This is a genomic window from Streptomyces sp. GS7 (assembly GCF_009834125.1).
GTDB lineage: Bacteria > Actinomycetota > Actinomycetes > Streptomycetales > Streptomycetaceae > Streptomyces.
Genome location: NZ_CP047146.1, coordinates 1433489 through 1451084, shown reverse-complemented (window position 1 = coordinate 1451084; position 17596 = coordinate 1433489). Strand labels below are relative to the sequence as shown.

Annotated in this window: 12 protein-coding genes; 5 read left to right on the top strand and 7 right to left on the bottom strand. The window is 72.8% G+C overall.

The features are described from left to right. Window positions 1-111: 111 nt before the first annotated feature. On the top strand, window positions 112-753 hold the full coding sequence (locus GR130_RS06055; RefSeq protein ID WP_159503749.1) for a superoxide dismutase: 642 nt from the start codon (window positions 112-114) through the stop codon (window positions 751-753). A 145-nt stretch (window positions 754-898) separates the two neighbouring features. On the opposite strand, the gene GR130_RS06050 is transcribed toward GR130_RS06055, so the two are convergent. Next, the gene (locus GR130_RS06050) at window positions 899-1543 is read right to left on the bottom strand and encodes a mycothiol-dependent nitroreductase Rv2466c family protein (protein ID WP_159503748.1); all 645 of its coding nucleotides are present in this window, start codon (window positions 1541-1543) and stop codon (window positions 899-901) included. Window positions 1544-1656: 113 nt separating this feature from the next. Between GR130_RS06050 and pepN (GR130_RS06045) the strand changes: the two genes are divergently transcribed. The 4 genes from pepN (GR130_RS06045) (at window position 1657) to pepN (GR130_RS06030) (ending at window position 9537) form a co-directional block, all read left to right on the top strand. After that, window positions 1657-4245, top strand: a complete 2589-nt coding sequence (gene pepN, locus GR130_RS06045; protein WP_159503747.1) for an aminopeptidase N — start codon at window positions 1657-1659, stop codon at window positions 4243-4245. Between the two features lie 124 nt (window positions 4246-4369). Then, complete coding sequence (locus tag GR130_RS06040; RefSeq protein WP_159503746.1) at window positions 4370-5392, top strand: hypothetical protein; 1023 nt, start codon at window positions 4370-4372, stop codon at window positions 5390-5392. 217 nt (window positions 5393-5609) lie between these two features. Continuing rightward, window positions 5610-6641 (top strand): aspartate-semialdehyde dehydrogenase, encoded by a 1032-nt coding sequence (locus GR130_RS06035; RefSeq protein ID WP_159503745.1) that lies wholly within the window; start codon window positions 5610-5612, stop codon window positions 6639-6641. Window positions 6642-6966: 325 nt separating this feature from the next. After that, window positions 6967-9537, top strand: a complete 2571-nt coding sequence (gene pepN, locus GR130_RS06030; RefSeq protein WP_159503744.1) for an aminopeptidase N — start codon at window positions 6967-6969, stop codon at window positions 9535-9537. A gap of 191 nt (window positions 9538-9728) precedes the next feature. On the opposite strand, the gene alc is transcribed toward pepN (GR130_RS06030), so the two are convergent. From alc to malQ, 6 genes are all read right to left on the bottom strand, one after another. Continuing rightward, window positions 9729-10874 (bottom strand): allantoicase, encoded by a 1146-nt coding sequence (gene alc / locus GR130_RS06025; protein ID WP_159503743.1) that lies wholly within the window; start codon window positions 10872-10874, stop codon window positions 9729-9731. A gap of 96 nt (window positions 10875-10970) precedes the next feature. Continuing rightward, window positions 10971-11945: a LysR family transcriptional regulator gene (locus tag GR130_RS06020; protein ID WP_159503742.1), complete on the bottom strand. Its 975-nt coding sequence runs from the start codon at window positions 11943-11945 to the stop codon at window positions 10971-10973. A 35-nt stretch (window positions 11946-11980) separates the two neighbouring features. Continuing rightward, on the bottom strand, window positions 11981-12925 hold the full coding sequence (locus GR130_RS06015) for a DMT family transporter (protein WP_236572836.1): 945 nt from the start codon (window positions 12923-12925) through the stop codon (window positions 11981-11983). Window positions 12926-13365: 440 nt separating this feature from the next. Then, window positions 13366-14340 carry an acyl-ACP desaturase gene (locus GR130_RS06010; protein ID WP_159503741.1) on the bottom strand — a complete coding sequence of 325 codons (975 nt, stop codon included), beginning with the start codon at window positions 14338-14340 and terminating at the stop codon, window positions 13366-13368. A gap of 436 nt (window positions 14341-14776) precedes the next feature. Then, the gene (locus tag GR130_RS06005; RefSeq protein WP_236572834.1) at window positions 14777-15034 is read right to left on the bottom strand and encodes a hypothetical protein; all 258 of its coding nucleotides are present in this window, start codon (window positions 15032-15034) and stop codon (window positions 14777-14779) included. 336 nt (window positions 15035-15370) lie between these two features. After that, window positions 15371-17590: a 4-alpha-glucanotransferase gene (gene malQ, locus GR130_RS06000; protein ID WP_159503740.1), complete on the bottom strand. Its 2220-nt coding sequence runs from the start codon at window positions 17588-17590 to the stop codon at window positions 15371-15373. Window positions 17591-17596 lie beyond the last annotated feature (6 nt).

Here is a 17596-nt window from a genome sequence, read left to right as displayed (position 1 = left end):
TTTGGGACCAGGCCGGGCGGCACCCCCGTCCGGTGATCACTCCTGCTGGTAGCGTGCTCTTGCGCATTGTTTGCAACTACTGCATGTTCGCAGCTTGGAGGCGGGATCGGCATGGCGACCTACACACTTCCGGAACTCCCCTACGACTACGCGGCACTGGCTCCGGTCATCAGCCCGGAGATCGTCGAGCTGCACCACGACAAGCACCACGCCGCGTATGTGAAGGGCGCCAACGACACCCTGGAGCAGCTGGCCGAGGCCCGCGACAAGGACCAGTGGGGCAGCATCAACGGCCTGGAGAAGAACCTGGCGTTCCACCTCTCCGGCCACATCCTGCACAGCATCTACTGGCACAACATGACCGGTGACGGCGGTGGCGAGCCGCTGGAGAAGGACGGCGTGGGCGAGCTGGCCGACGCCATCGCCGAGAGCTTCGGCTCGTTCGCCAGGTTCAAGACCCAGCTGTCCAAGGCATCGGCGACCACCCAGGGCTCCGGCTGGGGCGTCCTGGCCTACGAGCCGGTCACCGGCCGCCTCATCGTCGAGCAGATCTACGACCACCAGGGCAACGTCGGCCAGGGCTCCGTGCCCCTCCTCGTCTTCGACGCCTGGGAGCACGCCTTCTACCTCCAGTACAAGAACCAGAAGGTCGACTTCATCGAAGCCATGTGGAACGTCGTCAACTGGCAGGACGTCGCCAAGCGCTACGCATCCGCGAAGGAGCGCGCGAACAACCTGCTGCTGGCGCCCTAACGCCGTTACAGACGTCCTGCCTCGTGATCGTCTTCTCACCGTTCACCCGGCAGGCGGACAAGAGCGAAGCCCCCGTGAGGACAGGACTCGCGGGGGCTTCGTGCGCACCGTGCCCGGTGCCGGGTGGTCGGAGACCGGTCGGAGCTCAGTCGAAGATCGGGCCCTGCGTCCGCGTCCGCTTGATCTCGTAGAAGCCCGGGATCGACGCCACCATCAGCGTGCCGTCCCAGAGCCTGGCGGCCTGCTCGCCCTTGGGGGCGGGGGTGACGACCGGGCCGAAGAAGGCGATCTGGTCGCCGTCGGAGCCGGGGACGGCGATGACCGGGGTGCCGACCTCCTGGCCGACCAGGTCGATGCCCGCCTTGTGGGAGGCGCGCAGCTCGGCGTCGTAGGTTTCCCTGTCGGCGTAGTCGATCAGGTCGGCGGGCAGGCCGGCGTCGGCGAGCGCACCCGCGATCGACTCGCGGTTCACGCCCTCGCCCGCGTTGTGGAAGCGGTTGCCCATCGCGGTGTAGAGCGTGCCGACGGCCTCGTCGCCGTGCAGCTGCTGCGCGGCGGTCACCACGCGGACCGGCCCCCAGGACTTGCCGCCGGGGCGCATGTTCGCCGCGTACTCCTCAGGGAGCGTGTCGAGTTTGTTCTCGTTGAGGACGGCCAGGCTCATCACATGCCAGCGCACCTCCACCGGACGCACCTTCTCCACCTCCAGCATCCAGCGGGAGGTCATCCAGGCCCAGGGGCACAGCGGGTCGAACCAGAAGTCTGCCGGGGTCTTGGCGGTCTCGGACACGGGGTCTCCTTTGAAAGGCTGTGCAGCGTTCTTCCGTGGACGGTTCAACCGCCGGTCGCCGTGCCATGATTCCCAGTGTTCGATATTCGTGACGAGGGTGAGGGAGGCACGTCGTGCCAGGTGAGAATCTGTCGCGGGACGAGGCACGTGAGCGGGGCCGGCTGCTGAACGTCGACGGTTACGACGTCGCGCTGGATGTCCGCTCAGCGGTCACCCGGGGCGCGGAGGCCGCCACCTTCCGCTCCCGCACGACCATCCGCTTCCGGTGCGCCGAGCCCGGCGCCTCGTCCTTCGCGGACCTCCTGGCCCCCTCGGTCCGCTCGGTCACCCTCAACGGCCGCGAGCTGGACCCGGCCGCGGTCTTCGACGGCAGCCGGATCGCACTGGACGGCCTCGCCGCCGAGAACACCCTGGTGGTCGACGCGGACTGCGCCTACAGCCGGACCGGCGAGGGCCTGCACCGCTTCGTCGACCCCGAGGACGGCGAGGTCTACCTCTACACCCAGTACGAGCCCGCCGACGCGCGCCGGGTCTTCGCCAACTTCGAACAGCCCGACCTGAAGGCCCCGTTCACCTTCGAGGTCACCGCGCCCGAGGGCTGGCTGGTGCTCGGCAACGGCGCCCAGGACGGCGCCGCCCAGACGGGCAGGCACCGCTTCGCGACCACCCAGCCGATCTCGACGTACATCACCGCAGTCGTCGCCGGGCCGTACCACTACGTCACCGACACCTACCGCCGCGCCTTCAAGGACGGTTCGGAGCTGGAGATCCCGCTGGGCGCGCTGTGCCGCAAGGGGCTGGCCCGGCACTTCGACGCGGACGACATCTTCACCGTCACCAAGCAGGGCCTGGACTTCTTCCACGACCACTTCGACTTCCCCTACCCCTTCGGGAAGTACGACCAGGCGTTCGTCCCCGAGTACAACCTCGGCGCGATGGAGAACCCGGGCTGCGTCACCTTCCGCGAGGAGTTCGTCTTCCGCGGGAAGGTGACCGAGGCGTCCTACGAGCGCCGGGCCAACGTCATCCTGCACGAGATGGCGCACATGTGGTTCGGCGACCTGGTCACCATGCACTGGTGGGACGACCTGTGGCTCAAGGAGTCCTACGCGGACTTCATGGGCAGCTTCGCGCAGGTGGGCGCGACCCGCTTCACGGACGGCTGGATCACCTTCGCCAACCGCCGCAAGTCCTGGGCGTACCGGGCCGACCAGCTGCCCTCCACCCACCCGGTCACCGCCGACATCCGGGACCTGGAGGACGCCAAGCTGAACTTCGACGGCATCACCTACGCCAAGGGCGCGAGCGTGCTCAAGCAACTGGTGGCGTACGTGGGGCAGGACGCGTTCCTGGAGGGCGCGCGGCGGTACTTCAAGCGGCACGCCTACGGCAACACCCGGCTGACGGACCTGCTGTCGGTACTGGAGGAGACCTCCGGGCGGGACCTGGCGGCCTGGTCGCGCGCCTGGCTGGAGACCGCGGGCGTCAACTCCCTCACTCCGCAGGTCACTTACGACTCCCAGGACCGGATCACCGAGCTGGCGATCGTCCAGGAGGCCGGCGAGCAGCACCCCGAACTCCGGCCGCACCGGGTCGCGGTGGGCCTCTACCGCCGCCTCGACGCGGACTCCGCGCTGGTGCGGTACGCCCGCGCCGAGGTGGACGTCTCCGGGCAGCGCACGTCCGTGCCGGAGCTGGCCGGCGCCGAGCGGCCCGAGCTGGTCCTGGTCAACGACGAGGACCTGACGTACTGCAAGACCCGGTTCGACGAGGGGTCGCTGGCCACCCTGCGGACCCGGCTCGGCGATCTGCGGGACCCGCTCGCACGGGCGCTGTGCTGGGCCGCGCTGTGGGGGCTGACCCGGGACGGGCTGATGCCGGCCCGCGACTTCCTGGACCTGGTGCGGCGGTTCGGTGGCGCGGAGAGCGTGATCGGCGTACTGCAGTCCGTGCACGGCCAGGCGGAGACGGCGCTGGAGCACTACACCTCGCCGGAACACCGCGAGAGCGCCGCCCGGGCGCTGTCCGAGGGCGCGCTGCGCGAGCTGCGGGTGGCCGACCCGGGCAGCGGCCACCAGCTCAGCTGGGCCCGGCACTTCGCCGCGGTCGCCACCACCCCGGCCGACCTCCAGCTGCTGACCGGACTGCTGGACGGCACCGCGAAGATCGACGGGCTGGACGTGGACCAGGAGCTGCGCTGGGCGTTCCTGCTGCCGCTGGCCGCGCACGGGGTCGCCGACGAGTCGGTGATCGCCGCCGAGCTCGCCCGCGACGACACCGCCTCCGGCAGGCGCCACCAGGTGCGCTGCCTGGCCGCCCGCCCCTCAGCCGAGGTCAAGGCGCAGGCCTGGGCGGACGTGGTGGAGTCCGACACACTCTCCAACGCACTGGTGGAGGCGACCCTCAGCGGCTTCGCGCAGCCGGGGCAACGGGAGCTGCTGGCGCCGTACACCGCGCGCTACTTCGCGGCGATCGAGCGGATCTGGCGTGAGCGGTCCATCGAGATCGCGATGTCCGTGGTGCGCGGGCTGTTCCCGTCCTGGCAGGTGGACCGGGCCACGCTGGACGCCGCGGACGCCTGGCTGGCCGAGCACGCGCAGGCGGCGCCCGCGCTGCGCCGGCTGGTGCTGGAGGAGCGGGACGACCTGGCCCGGGCGCTGCGCGCACAGGCTTGTGACGAGGCGGTCGGGCGGCGGCCGTAACCCTCCCCCCGACCAGCTGGTATCGGCAGTCGAACGCCCGTACTTGAGGGCATTATTGTCCCGCTTGTGCCACAGGCGGGTAACAGCGGTTAGGGGGCGGAGCGGCGCCGGGAATCGCCCTGGCATGAACCACGACACCCCGCTCTCCCCCCTCCCCCTCCGCCACCTCTCCGACGCCCACTGCCGGGTATTGACGGCGCGTCAGCTCCGGGAGCACGGCGTCCCGGCCGCGGAGACCGCCGCCCGGTGCCGGCCCGGCGGCCCCTGGCAGCAGCTGCTCCCCGGCGTGTACCTGCTGCACCAGGGGCCGCCCACCAGCGAGGAGCGGCTGCACGCGGCGCTGCTCTACGCCCGGCACCGCGGCCCGACGGTGCCCGGCCAGGGCGGCGCGCAGCCGTCCGCGCCGGAGCCGATGATCACCGGGCTGGCGGCGCTCGCCCTGTACGGCTTCACCGCCGCTCCCCCGCTGCTGTCCCTGGAGCGGATCGACGTGCTGGTCACCCGGTCCCGGCGGCTGCGCTCGGCCGGATTCGCGCAGCTCGTCCGGGGCGCCGACCTGCCGCTCCCCCAGGTCGTCACCGGGGTGCCCACCGCGCCCGTCCAGCGCGCGCTGGCCGACGCGGTCGCCGGGCTGACCGACGCCTGCCTGGTCCGCCGGCTGCTCGCCGAGGCGGTCCGCGGCGGCCACTGCGAGGCGCCCGCGGTCGTCCGGGAGCTGAGCCGGGCCCGGCTGCTGCACCGGCCGCACGTGGTGGACGCGGTGGACACCCTGCTCGCCGAGGGCCGCGCGCTGGCCGAGCAGCGGCTCTACGGGATGGTCCGCGCCCACGGCCTGCCCGACCCCTTCTGGAACGTCGACCTGCGGCTGCCGGGCGGCCCGCACCTGGGCGGCGTGGACGCCTACTGGCCCGAGCACGGGGTGGCCCTGGAGATCGACACCCGCGCCCCGCGCCCCACCGTCGACCCGGTGAACACCCCGTACGACGAGCACCGCGAAGCGCTGGAGCAGCTCGGCATCACGGTCGTGCGCTGCCTGCCGCGGCTGCTGCGCGACGCGCCCGAGCAGCTGGCGACGGTGGTCCGTACCGCCCTGATGGCGGCGCTGGACCGGGAGCCGCAGGCGTATGTGGTGGTCCTGCCGCGCTGACCGCGACGCCGCGGAGCTGCGCATGTCACCCTCCGGCACCGTTCGGCGACCATGCGCGATACGCCGTGCGCAACCCGCCGGCCCGCGGCTCCATCTACTGGAACGGATTGGACAAGGCGACGGGTCTCACACACATGATGGGAGCGCCACTGAGCAGGTGTCCCCTCGCAGACACCCGGAGCCGGGCCGGACGGCCAGGTAAGAAAGAAGGAGTCCCATGAGGATCGGTATCGTCGGAGCCACCGGACAGGTCGGCGGCGTGATGCGGCGCATTCTCGCCGAGCGCAACTTCCCGGTCGAGCAGCTGCGGCTGTTCGCTTCGGCCCGGTCCGCCGGACGGACGCTGCCCTGGCAGGGCACCGAGATCACCGTGGAGGACGCGGCCACCGCGGACTACTCCGGACTCGACATCGTGCTCTTCTCGGCCGGCGGCGCCACCTCGAAGGCGCTCGCGGAGAAGGTCGCCGACGCCGGCCCGGTCGTGATCGACAACTCCTCGGCCTGGCGCCGCGACCCCGAGGTCCCGCTGGTCGTCGCCGAGGTCAACCCGCAGGCGATCGCGGACCGCCCCAAGGGCATCATCGCCAACCCGAACTGCACCACCATGGCCGCCATGCCGGTGCTGCGCCCGCTGCACGAGGAGGCCGGGCTGGTCTCGCTCGTCGTCGCCACCTACCAGGCGGTCTCCGGCAGCGGCCTGGCCGGCGTCGCGGAGCTGGACGGCCAGACCCGCAAGGTCGTCGAGCAGGACGCCACCAAGCTCACCCACGACGGCGCCGCGGTGGAGTTCCCGGCCCCGGACACCTACGTCCGCCCGATCGCCTTCAACGTCCTGCCGATGGCCGGCTCCGTCGTGGACGACGGCCTGAACGAGACCGACGAGGAGCAGAAGCTCCGCAACGAGAGCCGCAAGATCCTCGACATCCCGGAGCTGAAGGTGTCCGGCACCTGCGTGCGGGTCCCGGTCTTCACCGGCCACTCGCTCCAGATCAACGCCCGCTTCGCGCGTCCGATCGAGCCCGCCCGCGCCCAGGAGCTGCTGGCCGGCGCCCCCGGCGTCGAGCTCTCCGACGTCCCCACCCCCCTCCAGGCCGCGGGCCGGGACGCGTCGTTCGTCGGCCGCATCCGCCGCGACGAGACCGCCGAGAACGGCCTCGCGCTCTTCGTCTCCAACGACAACCTCCGCAAGGGCGCGGCCCTGAACGCCGTCCAGATCGCCGAGCTGGTCGCCGCCGAACTGCGCGGCTGATCGGATCCCTCGGCGGCCGGTGCCGGTACGGAGCGACTCCGTACCGGCACCGGCCGCCGTCGGCGCTACATACCCGTTTCGCCGGGGAAACCGCTGGTGTCGACGGCGAACGTGCGCCCGTCCGCCGGGTCCGTCCCGACGACGTACCCCTCGCCGTGCGTCCGGGCTTCCCCCTAGCGCCGGAGCCGGTCGAGAAGCCTCGCAGCCCTCACCTCTCCTGTGCCGACCGCCTCCGCGCTCACGTCACCCACCGGCTCCGACGGACACGGCGTGGAAGGATGGCCGAAGAGTCCGATGCGATGACGAATGCGAAGGAGAGGCACGGGTGCCTGGCACGAATCTGACCCGCGAAGAGGCGCAGGAGCGGGCGCGGCTGCTCACCGTCGACGCGTACGAGATCGATCTGGACCTGAGCAGTGCGCAGGAGGGGGGCACGTTCCGCTCGGTGACGACGGTGCGGTTCGAGGCCGTCGAGGAGGGCGCGGAGTCGTTCATCGACCTGGTAGCGCCGACCGTGCGCGAAGTGGTGCTCAACGGCGCGGCGCTGGACGTGGCCGCGGTGTTCAAGGACTCCCGGATCGCACTGCCGGGTCTGCGGGCCGGCGGCAACGAGCTGACGGTGGTCGCGGACTGCGCGTACACCAACAGCGGTGAGGGGCTGCACCGGTTCGTCGACCCGGTGGACCAGCAGGCGTACCTCTACACGCAGTTCGAGGTGCCGGACGCCCGGCGGGTGTTCGCCAGCTTCGAGCAGCCGGACCTCAAGGGGACGTTCCGGTTCACCGTCACGGCGCCGCAGGGCTGGACGGTGATCTCCAACTCGCCGACGCCCGAGCCCGCCGACAACGTCTGGCGGTTCGCGCCCACGCCGCGTATCTCCACGTACATCACGGCGCTGATCGCCGGCCCGTACCACAGCGTGCACAGCAGCTGGGAGGGCGCGGACGGGCGCTCGGTGCCGCTGGGGATCTACTGCCGGCCGTCGCTGGCCGAGCACCTGGACGCGGAGGAGATCTTCGCGGTCACCCGGCAGGGATTCGACTGGTTCCAGGAGAAGTTCGACTACGACTACCCGTTCGCGAAGTACGACCAGCTCTTCGTGCCGGAGTTCAACGCCGGGGCGATGGAGAACGCCGGCGCGGTCACCATCCGCGACCAGTACGTCTTCCGCTCGAAGGTGACCGACGCGGCGTACGAGGTACGCGCGGAGACAATCCTGCACGAGCTGGCGCACATGTGGTTCGGCGACCTGGTCACCATGGAGTGGTGGAACGACCTGTGGCTGAACGAGTCGTTCGCCACGTACACCTCGATCGCCTGCCAGGCCTACGCGCCGGGCAGCAAGTGGCCGCACTCCTGGACCACGTTCGCCAACTCCATGAAGACGTGGGCCTACCGGCAGGACCAACTGCCGTCCACCCACCCGATCATGGCGGAGATCCGCGACCTGGACGACGTCCTGGTCAACTTCGACGGCATCACCTACGCCAAGGGCGCCAGCGTCCTCAAGCAGCTGGTGGCCTACGTCGGCATGGACGAGTTCTTCAAGGGCGTGCAGGCGTACTTCAAGGCGCACGCCTTCGGCAACACGCGGCTGAGCGACCTGCTCGGGGCGCTGGAGGAGACCAGCGGCCGGGACCTGAAGACCTGGTCGAAGAAGTGGCTGGAGACGGCCGGCATCAACATCCTGCGGCCGGAGATCGAGCTGGCCGCGGACGGCACCGTCGCCTCGTTCGCGGTGCGGCAGGAGGCGCCCGCGCTGCCCGCCGGGGCCACCGGCGAGGCGGTGCTGCGCCCGCACCGGATCGCGATCGGCTACTACGACCTCCAAGGCGGCGGGCTCGTCCGCACCGGCGGCGTCGAGCTGGACGTGGACGGCGAGCTGACCGAGGTCCCGTACCCGAAGGGCACGCCGCGGCCGGACGTGATCCTGCTCAACGACGGCGACCTGTCGTACGCGAAGGTGCGGCTGGACGAGCAGTCGCTGAAGGTCGTCACCGAGCACCTGGGCGACTTCACCGAGTCGCTGCCGCGGGCCCTGTCGTGGGCGTCGGCCTGGGACATGACCCGGGACGCCGAACTCCCCACCCGCGACTACCTCTCGCTGGTGCTGTCCGGGGTCGGCAAGGAGAGCGACATCGGCGTCGTCCAGTCCCTGCACCGCCAGGTGAAGCTGGCGATCGACCTGTACGCGGCGCCGGAATGGCGCGAGAGCGGGCTGGCGACCTGGACCGAGGCCGCGCTCGCGCAGCTGCGGGCGGCGGCCCCGGGCAGTGACCACCAGCTGGCCTGGGCCCGCGCGCTGGCCGCATCGGCGCGTACCGACGCCCAACTGGACCTGCTCCAGGGGCTGCTGGACGGCACGGAGGAGATCGCCGGGCTGGCCGTGGACACCGAGCTGCGCTGGTCGCTGCTGGAGCGGCTGGCGGCCACCGGCCGGGCGGACGAGAAGGCGATCGCGGCGGAGCTGGAGCGGGACAGGACCTCGGCGGGCGAGCGGCACGCGGCGACCGCCCGCGCGGCGCGTCCGACGGCGGAGGCGAAGGCCGAAGCCTGGGCCTCGGTGGTGGAGTCCGACCAGCTGCCGAACGCCGTCCAGGAGGCCGTCATCGCCGGCTTCGTGCAGACCGACCAGCGCGAGCTGCTGGCGCCGTACACGGCGAAGTACCTCGACGCCGTGAAGGGCGTCTGGGACTCCCGCAGCCACGAGATGGCCCAGCAGATCGTGGTGGGCCTCTACCCGTCCCTCCAGGTCTCCCAGGAGACGCTGGACGCCACGGACGCCTGGCTGGCCGCGGCCGACCCGAGCCCGGCGCTGCGCCGCCTGGTGACGGAGTCGCGCGCGGGCGTCGAGCGGGCCCTCAGGGCGCGGGCGGCGGACGCGGCGGCGGGCTGACCCGCACCCCGCGCACAGCACAGGGGCGTGCCCCGGAACCTCACGGGTTCCGGGGCACGCCCCGTGGCGCACTTCCGGGTCAGGGCTGGTGACGCCCGGCGGCGGCGCGGACCGGCGCTGCCGTCCGCCGGGCGGGTCCTGGGTCCGCCGTGCCCCGTCCCCCTCCCCGGGGCACGGGCGGCACGCGGCGGTCAGCCGTTGAGCTCGTCGAAGCGGCGGATCAGCCCGGCGCGGCCGGCCTCGGTGAGGTCGCCGTGGACACGCATCCGGGCCAGGCCGCCGTCGGGGAAGACGTCCAGCCGGACGTGGGTGGCGGTGACCCGGCGGGGCAGCACGAAGCGGTGCGGGGTGTCGGGCTGGAGCCTGGTCCTGGGCAGGATCTCGAACCACGCGGACGCGTCGTCGGGGTCGCCGTCGCAGCCGGAGAGAGCGGCCCAGCCGGCCGAATTGCCCTTCAGATACGCGGTGTCGATCTCGACGGCGCGGATCTCGCCCTGCGCGGCGAGGCGGAAGCGCACCCAGTCGTTGGTGCCCCGCACGCGGCGGCGGCGGTTCTCCCAGCCGTCGTCCATCTTGCGGGACAGGTCGGGCTGGATGATCTGGGTGGGCGAGGAGTAGAAGCGGTCCGAGGCGTCCTCGACCACCCCGCCGTGCATCACGGAGGCCAGGTCGAGCGAGCCGAGGACGTCCAGCCACGCCGGGTCGGGGACGACCTCGCCGTGGACCCGGAGGCGGGCTATCCCCCCGTCGGGGTGCTGCTTGAGGCGGAGGTGGGTGAAGCGGCGCTCGGCGGTGACCTCGAAGCCGTTGGCGGCGTGGCCGCGTACCGGCGTGCGCGGGACGATCTCCTCCCACTTGACCCTGTCGGCCAGCAGGTCCTCGGGGCCGGGGCTGCCGGGCAGCGACGTCGCCTCGACGGTGACCTGCTGGGGGTAGTTGCCGCGGAAGTGGGCGGTGTCGACGACGACGCCGCGGATCACGCCGGGGGCGGCGAGGCGGATCAGCGCCCAGTCGTGCTCGTCGTGGGTCGGGAAGGGGTGCTCGCCGTCGGCGCCGCGCCGGCGCCGGGTCTCCCAGCCGTCCATGATCTTGCCCTTGTGGCCGAAGTGCTCGGGGTCGAAGACCGCCGGGCCCGGCTTCAGCAGGTTCTCCCGCTCGGCGAAGAACTCGTCGTTCGCCGCGACGACCCCGGCGCCGAAGCGGCGGTCGGCGAGGTCGACGAACGCGGTGAAGGCGAAGTCCCCGCCGCGGTAGTCGGCATAGGGGTCGCCCCCACCGTACGGGGCGGCGTCGTTGGCGTGCGGATCGGTGGAGTCGGCGGCCGGGGTGGCGGTCATGCGGTTCCCTTCGTGCGCGGATGGCGGTGCTGGGGACCGGTCCACCGTCGCAGCGGGGCACCCGACAGGTCCATCGAAAGTTTTCGATGGTTGTGTTCAGCTGGACTGAACGGTTTCGGGGGGTTCGGCGGTGTCGGCGCTCCCCCTGGCCGTCTGCGCGGCGGCGGCCCGGCGCAGCGCGGCCAGCACCCGGGCCGGCCCCGGCGCGCCCTCGGCACCGCGCCGGGCGGCGGCGACCACATGGCGACGCGGCTGGTCGGCGTGCAGCACCCGCAGCGCCACCCCGGAGCCGCGCCCCAGCCCCCGGATCCCGCCCGCCCGCGCCATCCGCGGAACCAGCGCGACACCCATCCCGGCCGCGACCATCGCCCAGATCGCGCTCCAGTCGGCGGCGGCGTGCGCCTGCTCCGGCACGAACCCGGCGTTCTCGCAGGCGGTGGTGGTGATCTGGGACCAGGGACCGCTGCTGCCGAAGATCCACGGCTCGCCCGCCAGGTCGGCCAGCCGCAACCCCGGTGCGGCGGCCAGCGGATGGCCGGCCGGCAGCGCGACGTCCAGCGGGTCGGCGAGCAGCGAGACCCGGGTGAACTTGGGGTCGCGGGGGGTGGGCGCGTGCGCCGCCAGCGACAGCGCGAGATCCACGCTGCCCTCCGCCAGCAGCTCGTACGCGGCCTCCGCCTCCGCCTCCCGCACGGCCACCGCCAGGCTCGGATGGGTGCCGCGCAGCTCCTGCACGGCGGGGACCACCAGCGCCGGGATGGCGGTGGAGAAGGCGCCGACCCGCACCTGCCCGGCCTCGCCCTGGAGGTATCCGAGCAACTCCGCGTCGGCCCGCTCCAGTTGGGCGAAGACCTCCTCGGCGTGCCGCAGCACCAGCTGCGCGGCGCCGGTGAGCCGGACCCGCCGGCCGTGGGCCTCCAGCAGCGTCACCCCGAGCGACCTGGCCAGCCCGGTCAGCTGCTGCGAGACCGCCGAGGGCGTCATGTGCAGCGCCTCGGCGGTCGCGGTGACCGTGCCCAGCTCTTGGAGTGTGCGCAGGATGCGCAGCTTCTTGATGTCCCAGTCGGCCATGCGGGCAGCGTACGCACCCGCCGCGGCCGCACCGGTCACCGCCGGCTGCCGCCCGCCGCCCCCAGCGCCACCCCGGCGACGATCAGCGCCATGCACAGCACCTGCACCGCCCCCACGCCCTCGCCCAGGACGGCCGACGAGAGCAGCGCCACGCAGACCGGCTGGAGGTAGTACACGACCCCGACGCGGGCGGCGCCGACCAGGGCGACGGCCTTGTTCCAGGTGAAGTAGGCGACGGCCGAGGAGAGCACGCCGACGTAGAGCAGCGGCCCGGCGGTGCCGGCGGTGAGCGCGAAGCCGCCCTCGGTGGCCAGGCTGATCGCGTAGGCGGGCAGCAGCATCGCGGCACCCAGCGCGAAGGTCGTGAACAGGAAGGAGAGCCCGCCGATCTCCCGGGGGCGGCGGCGCAGCAGCGCGCTGTACCCGGCGAAGGCGACGGTCGCGGCGAGCATCCACAGATCGCCGGTGGCGAAGTCGAGGTGCACGATCGCGGCCGGCGAGCCCCTGCCGACCAGGGTGACGACGCCGAGCAGCGCGATCGCCATACCGGTCGCCCGGCGCACGCCGAGCTTCTCCCGGCCGCCGCCGCGCCGCCCTCCGGCGAGGTCGAAGAGGGCGATCATCATCGGCGAAGCGGCGGCGATCATGGCCATGTTCGTGGCCGAGGTGCTGCGACCGGCCGTGTAGATCAGGGTGTTGAAGAGGGTGACGCCCAACAGGGCGGCCAACGCCAGGAATCCGAGGTGCCGGCGGATCACCGGCCACTGGCGGCGGACCTGCGGCAGGGCGACGGGGGCGACCGCGAGGAGCGCGACGATCCAGCGCCAGAAGGCGGTCTGGACGGGCGGGACGGTGTCGTGCAGGGCACGGGCGACGACGAAGTTGCCGGACCAGACGACGGTCGCCGTCAGGGCCAGCGCCAGGCCCACGGCCTGCGCGGACGGTGTGCGGTGGACTCGGATCCGCTCCAGGACTGCCACGTCTTCCTCTCCCTCGGTGGTGGGTGCGGATCCACCGTGGCAGCCGACAAAGCATCAGGTCTATCGAATACTTCCACCAGTTCCTTTCACTAAAACTGAAAGAAACTCCCCTCCGACGAGGCCTCCGGCGAGGCTCGCCCCACCGGAACGAGCCTCGCCCCACCGGAACGAGCCTCGCCCCACCGGAACGAGCCTCGCTCCGCCGGAACGAACCCCGCTCCCCGGGAACAAGGCCCGCCCCGCCAGCCCCTCCCCCGCCATCACGACACGCAAGGAACCAATTACTCTCCGTAATCGTTGCGAGAAAAAGGAAGCAGCGCGCGAGGCTCCACCCCGCCACCCGACGGCCCGGCGCCCCACCATCCGACGGCCCGGCGCCCCACCATCCGACGGCCGGGCGCCCCGTCACCCAATGGGGCCGGGCCGCCCGACCGGGCCGCCTACCGCCGGGCCGTCCGGCGGGCCAGGATCGCCGCCTGCCGCTCGTCGAACTTCCGGGCCTGCCCGTCCAGGCCGCCCATGAACAGCCCCAGCTCCTCCTGCGCCGCCAGCCCGGCCGGGCCCAACCCGCCGATCTCCAGCACCTTCAGGAAGCGCAGCACGGGCTGGAGCACATCGTCGTGGTGGATGCGCAGGTTGTAGATCCCGCCGATCGCCATCCGGGCGGCGGCCCGCTCGAACCCGGGCATGCCGTGGCCGGGCATCCGGAAGTTGACGACCACGTCCCGCACCGCGCTCATGGTCTGGTCGGGGGCCAGCTCGAAGGCGGCGCCGAGCAGGTTCCGGTAGAAGACCATGTGGAGGTTCTCGTCGGTGGCGATCCGCGCCAGCATCCGGTCGCACACCGGGTCGCCGGAGTGGTGGCCCGTGTTGCGGTGCGAGATGCGGGTGGCCAGCTCCTGGAAGGCGACGTACGCCACCGAGTGCAGCATGCTGTGCCCGTTGTCGGACTCGAAGCCCTCGGACATGTGGGCCATGCGGAACCGCTCCAGCTCGACCGGGTCGACCGCGCGGCTGGTGAGCAGGTAGTCGCGCATCACGATGCCGTGCCGGCCCTCCTCCGCGGTCCAGCGGTGCACCCAGGTGCCCCAGGCGCCGTCCCGACCGAAGAGGGTGGCGATCTCGTGGTGGTAGCTGGGGAGGTTGTCCTCGGTGAGGAGGTTGACCACCAGCGCGACCCGGCCGATGTCGGTGACCTTGGACTGCTCGGGGGCCCAGGGCTCGCCACCCATCACCCCGTCGAAGTTCCGCCCGTCGCTCCACGGCACGTACTCGTGGGGCATCCACTCCTTGGCGACCTTCAGGTGCCGGTTGAGCTCCTTCTCGACGACCTCTTCGAGTGCGTAGAGCAGCTGGGCGTCACTCCAGGCGGCCTGGCCGCGCTCTCCGTTATGGCGGGCGGGGGCGATGGTCAAGGGGAACTCCTGGGGACGACGGACCTACGGGGCCGTAGGTTTTGACCTACGGCCCCGTAGGTTACGTCATCGTAGGTACAGCCCGGTTAAACAGATCCCCAATAACAAATCGGCCGAAAAGCGCTCAACAGCCGCTCCGCAACCCGTTTTTCACCTGCGGAAACCTCAAGGCCGAGCCGGAGCGGACCGGGGTGGACGGCGAGGGTGGACGAAGGTGGACGGGGGGCCGACGAAGGCGTGCGAGGGCGGAACCCTGCCCGGGCTCCGGGTGCGGCACCGGCCAGGCCCGGGGACGGCCCGGCCTCCGGGTACGGCAGCCCCGCCTCCGGGTACGGCAAAGGGGCGCCCCCGGTCCATCCGGACCGGGGGCGCCCCTTCGGCGTCTCGGGCGCGGGCGGGTGAGCCCGCGGAGCCCGTGCTGTGTCCTGCGGTGGACTCAGCCCTTGGGCTTGGCCTGCTTGCGGGACTTGTCGGTCATCATGACCAGCCCGGCGATGACCAGGAAGAGCACGATCGGCGTGACGACGTAGAGGCCGAGCGTCTCGATCACGCTCAGGCCCGGACCCGGGTCGTCACCGTCGTCGCGGGTGAGCGCAAACGCGGGGGACGACATCAGCAGCAGCAGCGCGGTGCCGGCCGTGACGGTTCCGGCGCGCAGGGCGGTGTTCTTCACGTTCTTGACCTTGTTGCTCACCCAATCAACGTATCGGACGCCTGTGCACTCCGCTCGCCCGGGGTGGCGCAAGCCGCATCGCGGCAGGCCGACGGTATGACGGCGGGCCGGGGACGGAACGGCGGGGCGTCAGGCCGAGGCGGGGCCGCGGGGCGGCGCCGGTCGACGACGGGTGCGGGGCGGCGTCGCCGGTCGGAGGCGTCGCCGGTCGGAAGCGGGTCCGGGTAGCGGCGGGTCCGGCCGCGGGTCCGCTGTGGGCCTGTGCGCCCCGGCCCGTACGAGGTCCCCGAGGCGGTGGAGGGGATGGAGGGAGTGGCGGGGGTGGAGGGGATGGAGGGAGTGGTGGCGGTGGCGGGGCTAGCGCTGCACCGACGCCAACTCCCGCATCAGCGCGTGCAGTCGGGGCGATGCCGCCAGCTGTTCCAGGGTCTGCGGGCGGCCGTCGGGGCCGGCGATCGGGAGGCGCCAGTTGGGGTATTCGTCCCAGGTCCCGGGGAGGTTCTGCGGGCGGCGGTCGCCGACCGTGTCCGGGAGCCAGACGCCGACCATCCGCGCCGGGGTGCGCAGCAGGAAGCGGTGCACGGCCTTGACCGCGGCCTCCTCGTCGCCGGCGCCCTCGGGGAGCAGCCCCTGCCGCGCCAACTCGCCCAGCCACTCGCGGAGTTCGTACGCGGCGCGGTGCCGTTCCCGCTCCGGGGGCCCGGCGAGCAGGCCGAGGCGGGCGCGCAGCGCGACGTCCTCGCCGGTCAGCCGGGCGGCGGTGGGCGGCAGATCGTGGGTGGTGACGGTGGCCAGGCAGCCGGCGCGCCACTCCTCGGGAGCGAGGATCCGGGCCTCGGCGGCGGCCGGCTCCGCCGCCGGGTCTCGGCCGGGCGCCGGATCTTCGCCGGATGTCGAGTCCCCGCCGCATGTCGGGTCACTGCCGGACGCCGGGGCACCGACGGACGGGGCGTCGGCGGGTGGGTCGCCGCTCCCGTAGTCCCGCTCGAACCACAGCACGGACGTGCCCAGCACCCCCCGTTCGGCGAGCGCGTCGCGGACGCCGGGCTCGACGGTGCCCAGGTCCTCGCCGATCACCGCCGCGCCCGCCCGGTGGGCCTCCAGGGCCAGTATCGAGAGCATCGCCTCGCCGTCGTAGCGGACGTAGGCGCCCTCGGTCGGCGGGCGGCCCTCGGGGACCCACCACAGCCGGAACAGCCCCATGACGTGGTCGATGCGCAGCGCGCCGGCGTGCCGCAGCAGCCCGTGCAGCAGCTCGCGGTACGGGGCGTAGCCGGCGGCGGCCAGGGCGTCCGGGCGCCAGGGCGGCAGGCCCCAGTCCTGGCCGCGGGAGTTGAAGGCGTCCGGGGGCGCGCCGACGGACATCCCGGCGGCGAAGGCGTGCCGCTGCGCCCAGGTGTCGGCGCCGGAGGGGTGCACGCCGACGGCGAGGTCGTGTACCAGCCCGATGCCCATGCCGGCCTCCCGGGCGGCCCGTTGGGCGGCGGCCAGCTGCTGGTCGGTGAGCCAGGCGAGCCGGGAGTGGAAGTCGATCCGGTCCAGGAGTTCGGGGCGCAGCCGGGCGGTCTGCGGCGAGCGGGGGTCGCGCAGCCCGGCGGGCCAGCCGCGCCAGTCGGGGCCGTGTCGTTCGGCGAGCGCGCACCAGGTGGCGTGGTCCTCCAGGGCCTGGCCCTGCTCGGCGAGGAAGTCGCAGTACGCGGCGCGCCGCCCCGGGGTGAGCGGGACGGCGCAGAGCAGCTCCAGGGCCTCTTGTTTGAGGGCCCAGACGGCGTCCCGGTCGATCAGCGCGCCGTCGTCGAGGACCGCGGTGCGCAGTGCGCGGGCCTGTGCGGCGAGTTCGCCGGCGCGGGCGCGGTCGGCCCCGGTCAACTGGGCGTGTTCCGGGATGTGTTCGATCCGCAGGTGGACCGGGTCGGGGAAGCGGCGCGAGGAGGGGCGGTAGGGGGACGGGTCGGTGGGCGGTCCGGGGACGGCCGCGTGCAGCGGGTTGAGCTGGAGGAAGCCGGTGCCCAGGGCGCGTCCGGACCAGGCGGCGAGGTCGGCGAGGTCCCCGAGGTCGCCCATGCCCCAGGAGTGCCGGGACAGCAGCGAGTAGAGCTGGACGAGGAAGCCGTGGCTGCGGCCGGGCGGCTCGGGGACCCGGTCGGGGGCGACGATGAGGCGGGCGCGGGCGGTGCGGCCGTCGGGGGCGTCGGCGCGGAGTTCGTGGACGCCGAGCGGCAGCCCGGTGAGTGGTGCGGATCCCGGTGTCCCGCCGTGGAACGCGCCGTTGCGGAGTTCGGCGCCGACGATGCCGCCGTCCTCGGTCCGCACCCGCAGGACGGTGCCCTCGGGAAGGCCGGGGAGGCGCGGCGGGCGGCCGTGGCGGGCGCTGACGGTGGGCGGGAGCAGGGCGCGGCGCGCGGTCTCCTCGTAGGCGGTCAGGGCGGTGCGTACGGCGTGCGGTGTGGAGGCGTCGACGCCCAGTGCGGCGAGCACGGCGACGACGGTGTCGTCGGAAACGTGGACGGCCTGGCCCGGCGAGGGTTCGTAGGACGTGGCGATGCCGTGGAGCCGGGCGAGCCGCGCGCGGCCCATGGCTGC

Coding starts and splice junctions, on each gene's coding strand:
- alc (WP_159503743.1), bottom strand. CDS start 10,874: ATGACCGCCACCCCGGCCGCCGACTCCACCGATCCGCACGCCAACGAC.
- GR130_RS06035 (WP_159503745.1), top strand. CDS start 5,610: ATGAGGATCGGTATCGTCGGAGCCACCGGACAGGTCGGCGGCGTGATG.
- GR130_RS06020 (WP_159503742.1), bottom strand. CDS start 11,945: ATGGCCGACTGGGACATCAAGAAGCTGCGCATCCTGCGCACACTCCAA.
- GR130_RS06055 (WP_159503749.1), top strand. CDS start 112: ATGGCGACCTACACACTTCCGGAACTCCCCTACGACTACGCGGCACTG.
- GR130_RS06040 (WP_159503746.1), top strand. CDS start 4,370: ATGAACCACGACACCCCGCTCTCCCCCCTCCCCCTCCGCCACCTCTCC.
- malQ (WP_159503740.1), bottom strand. CDS start 17,590: ATGGGCCGCGCGCGGCTCGCCCGGCTCCACGGCATCGCCACGTCCTAC.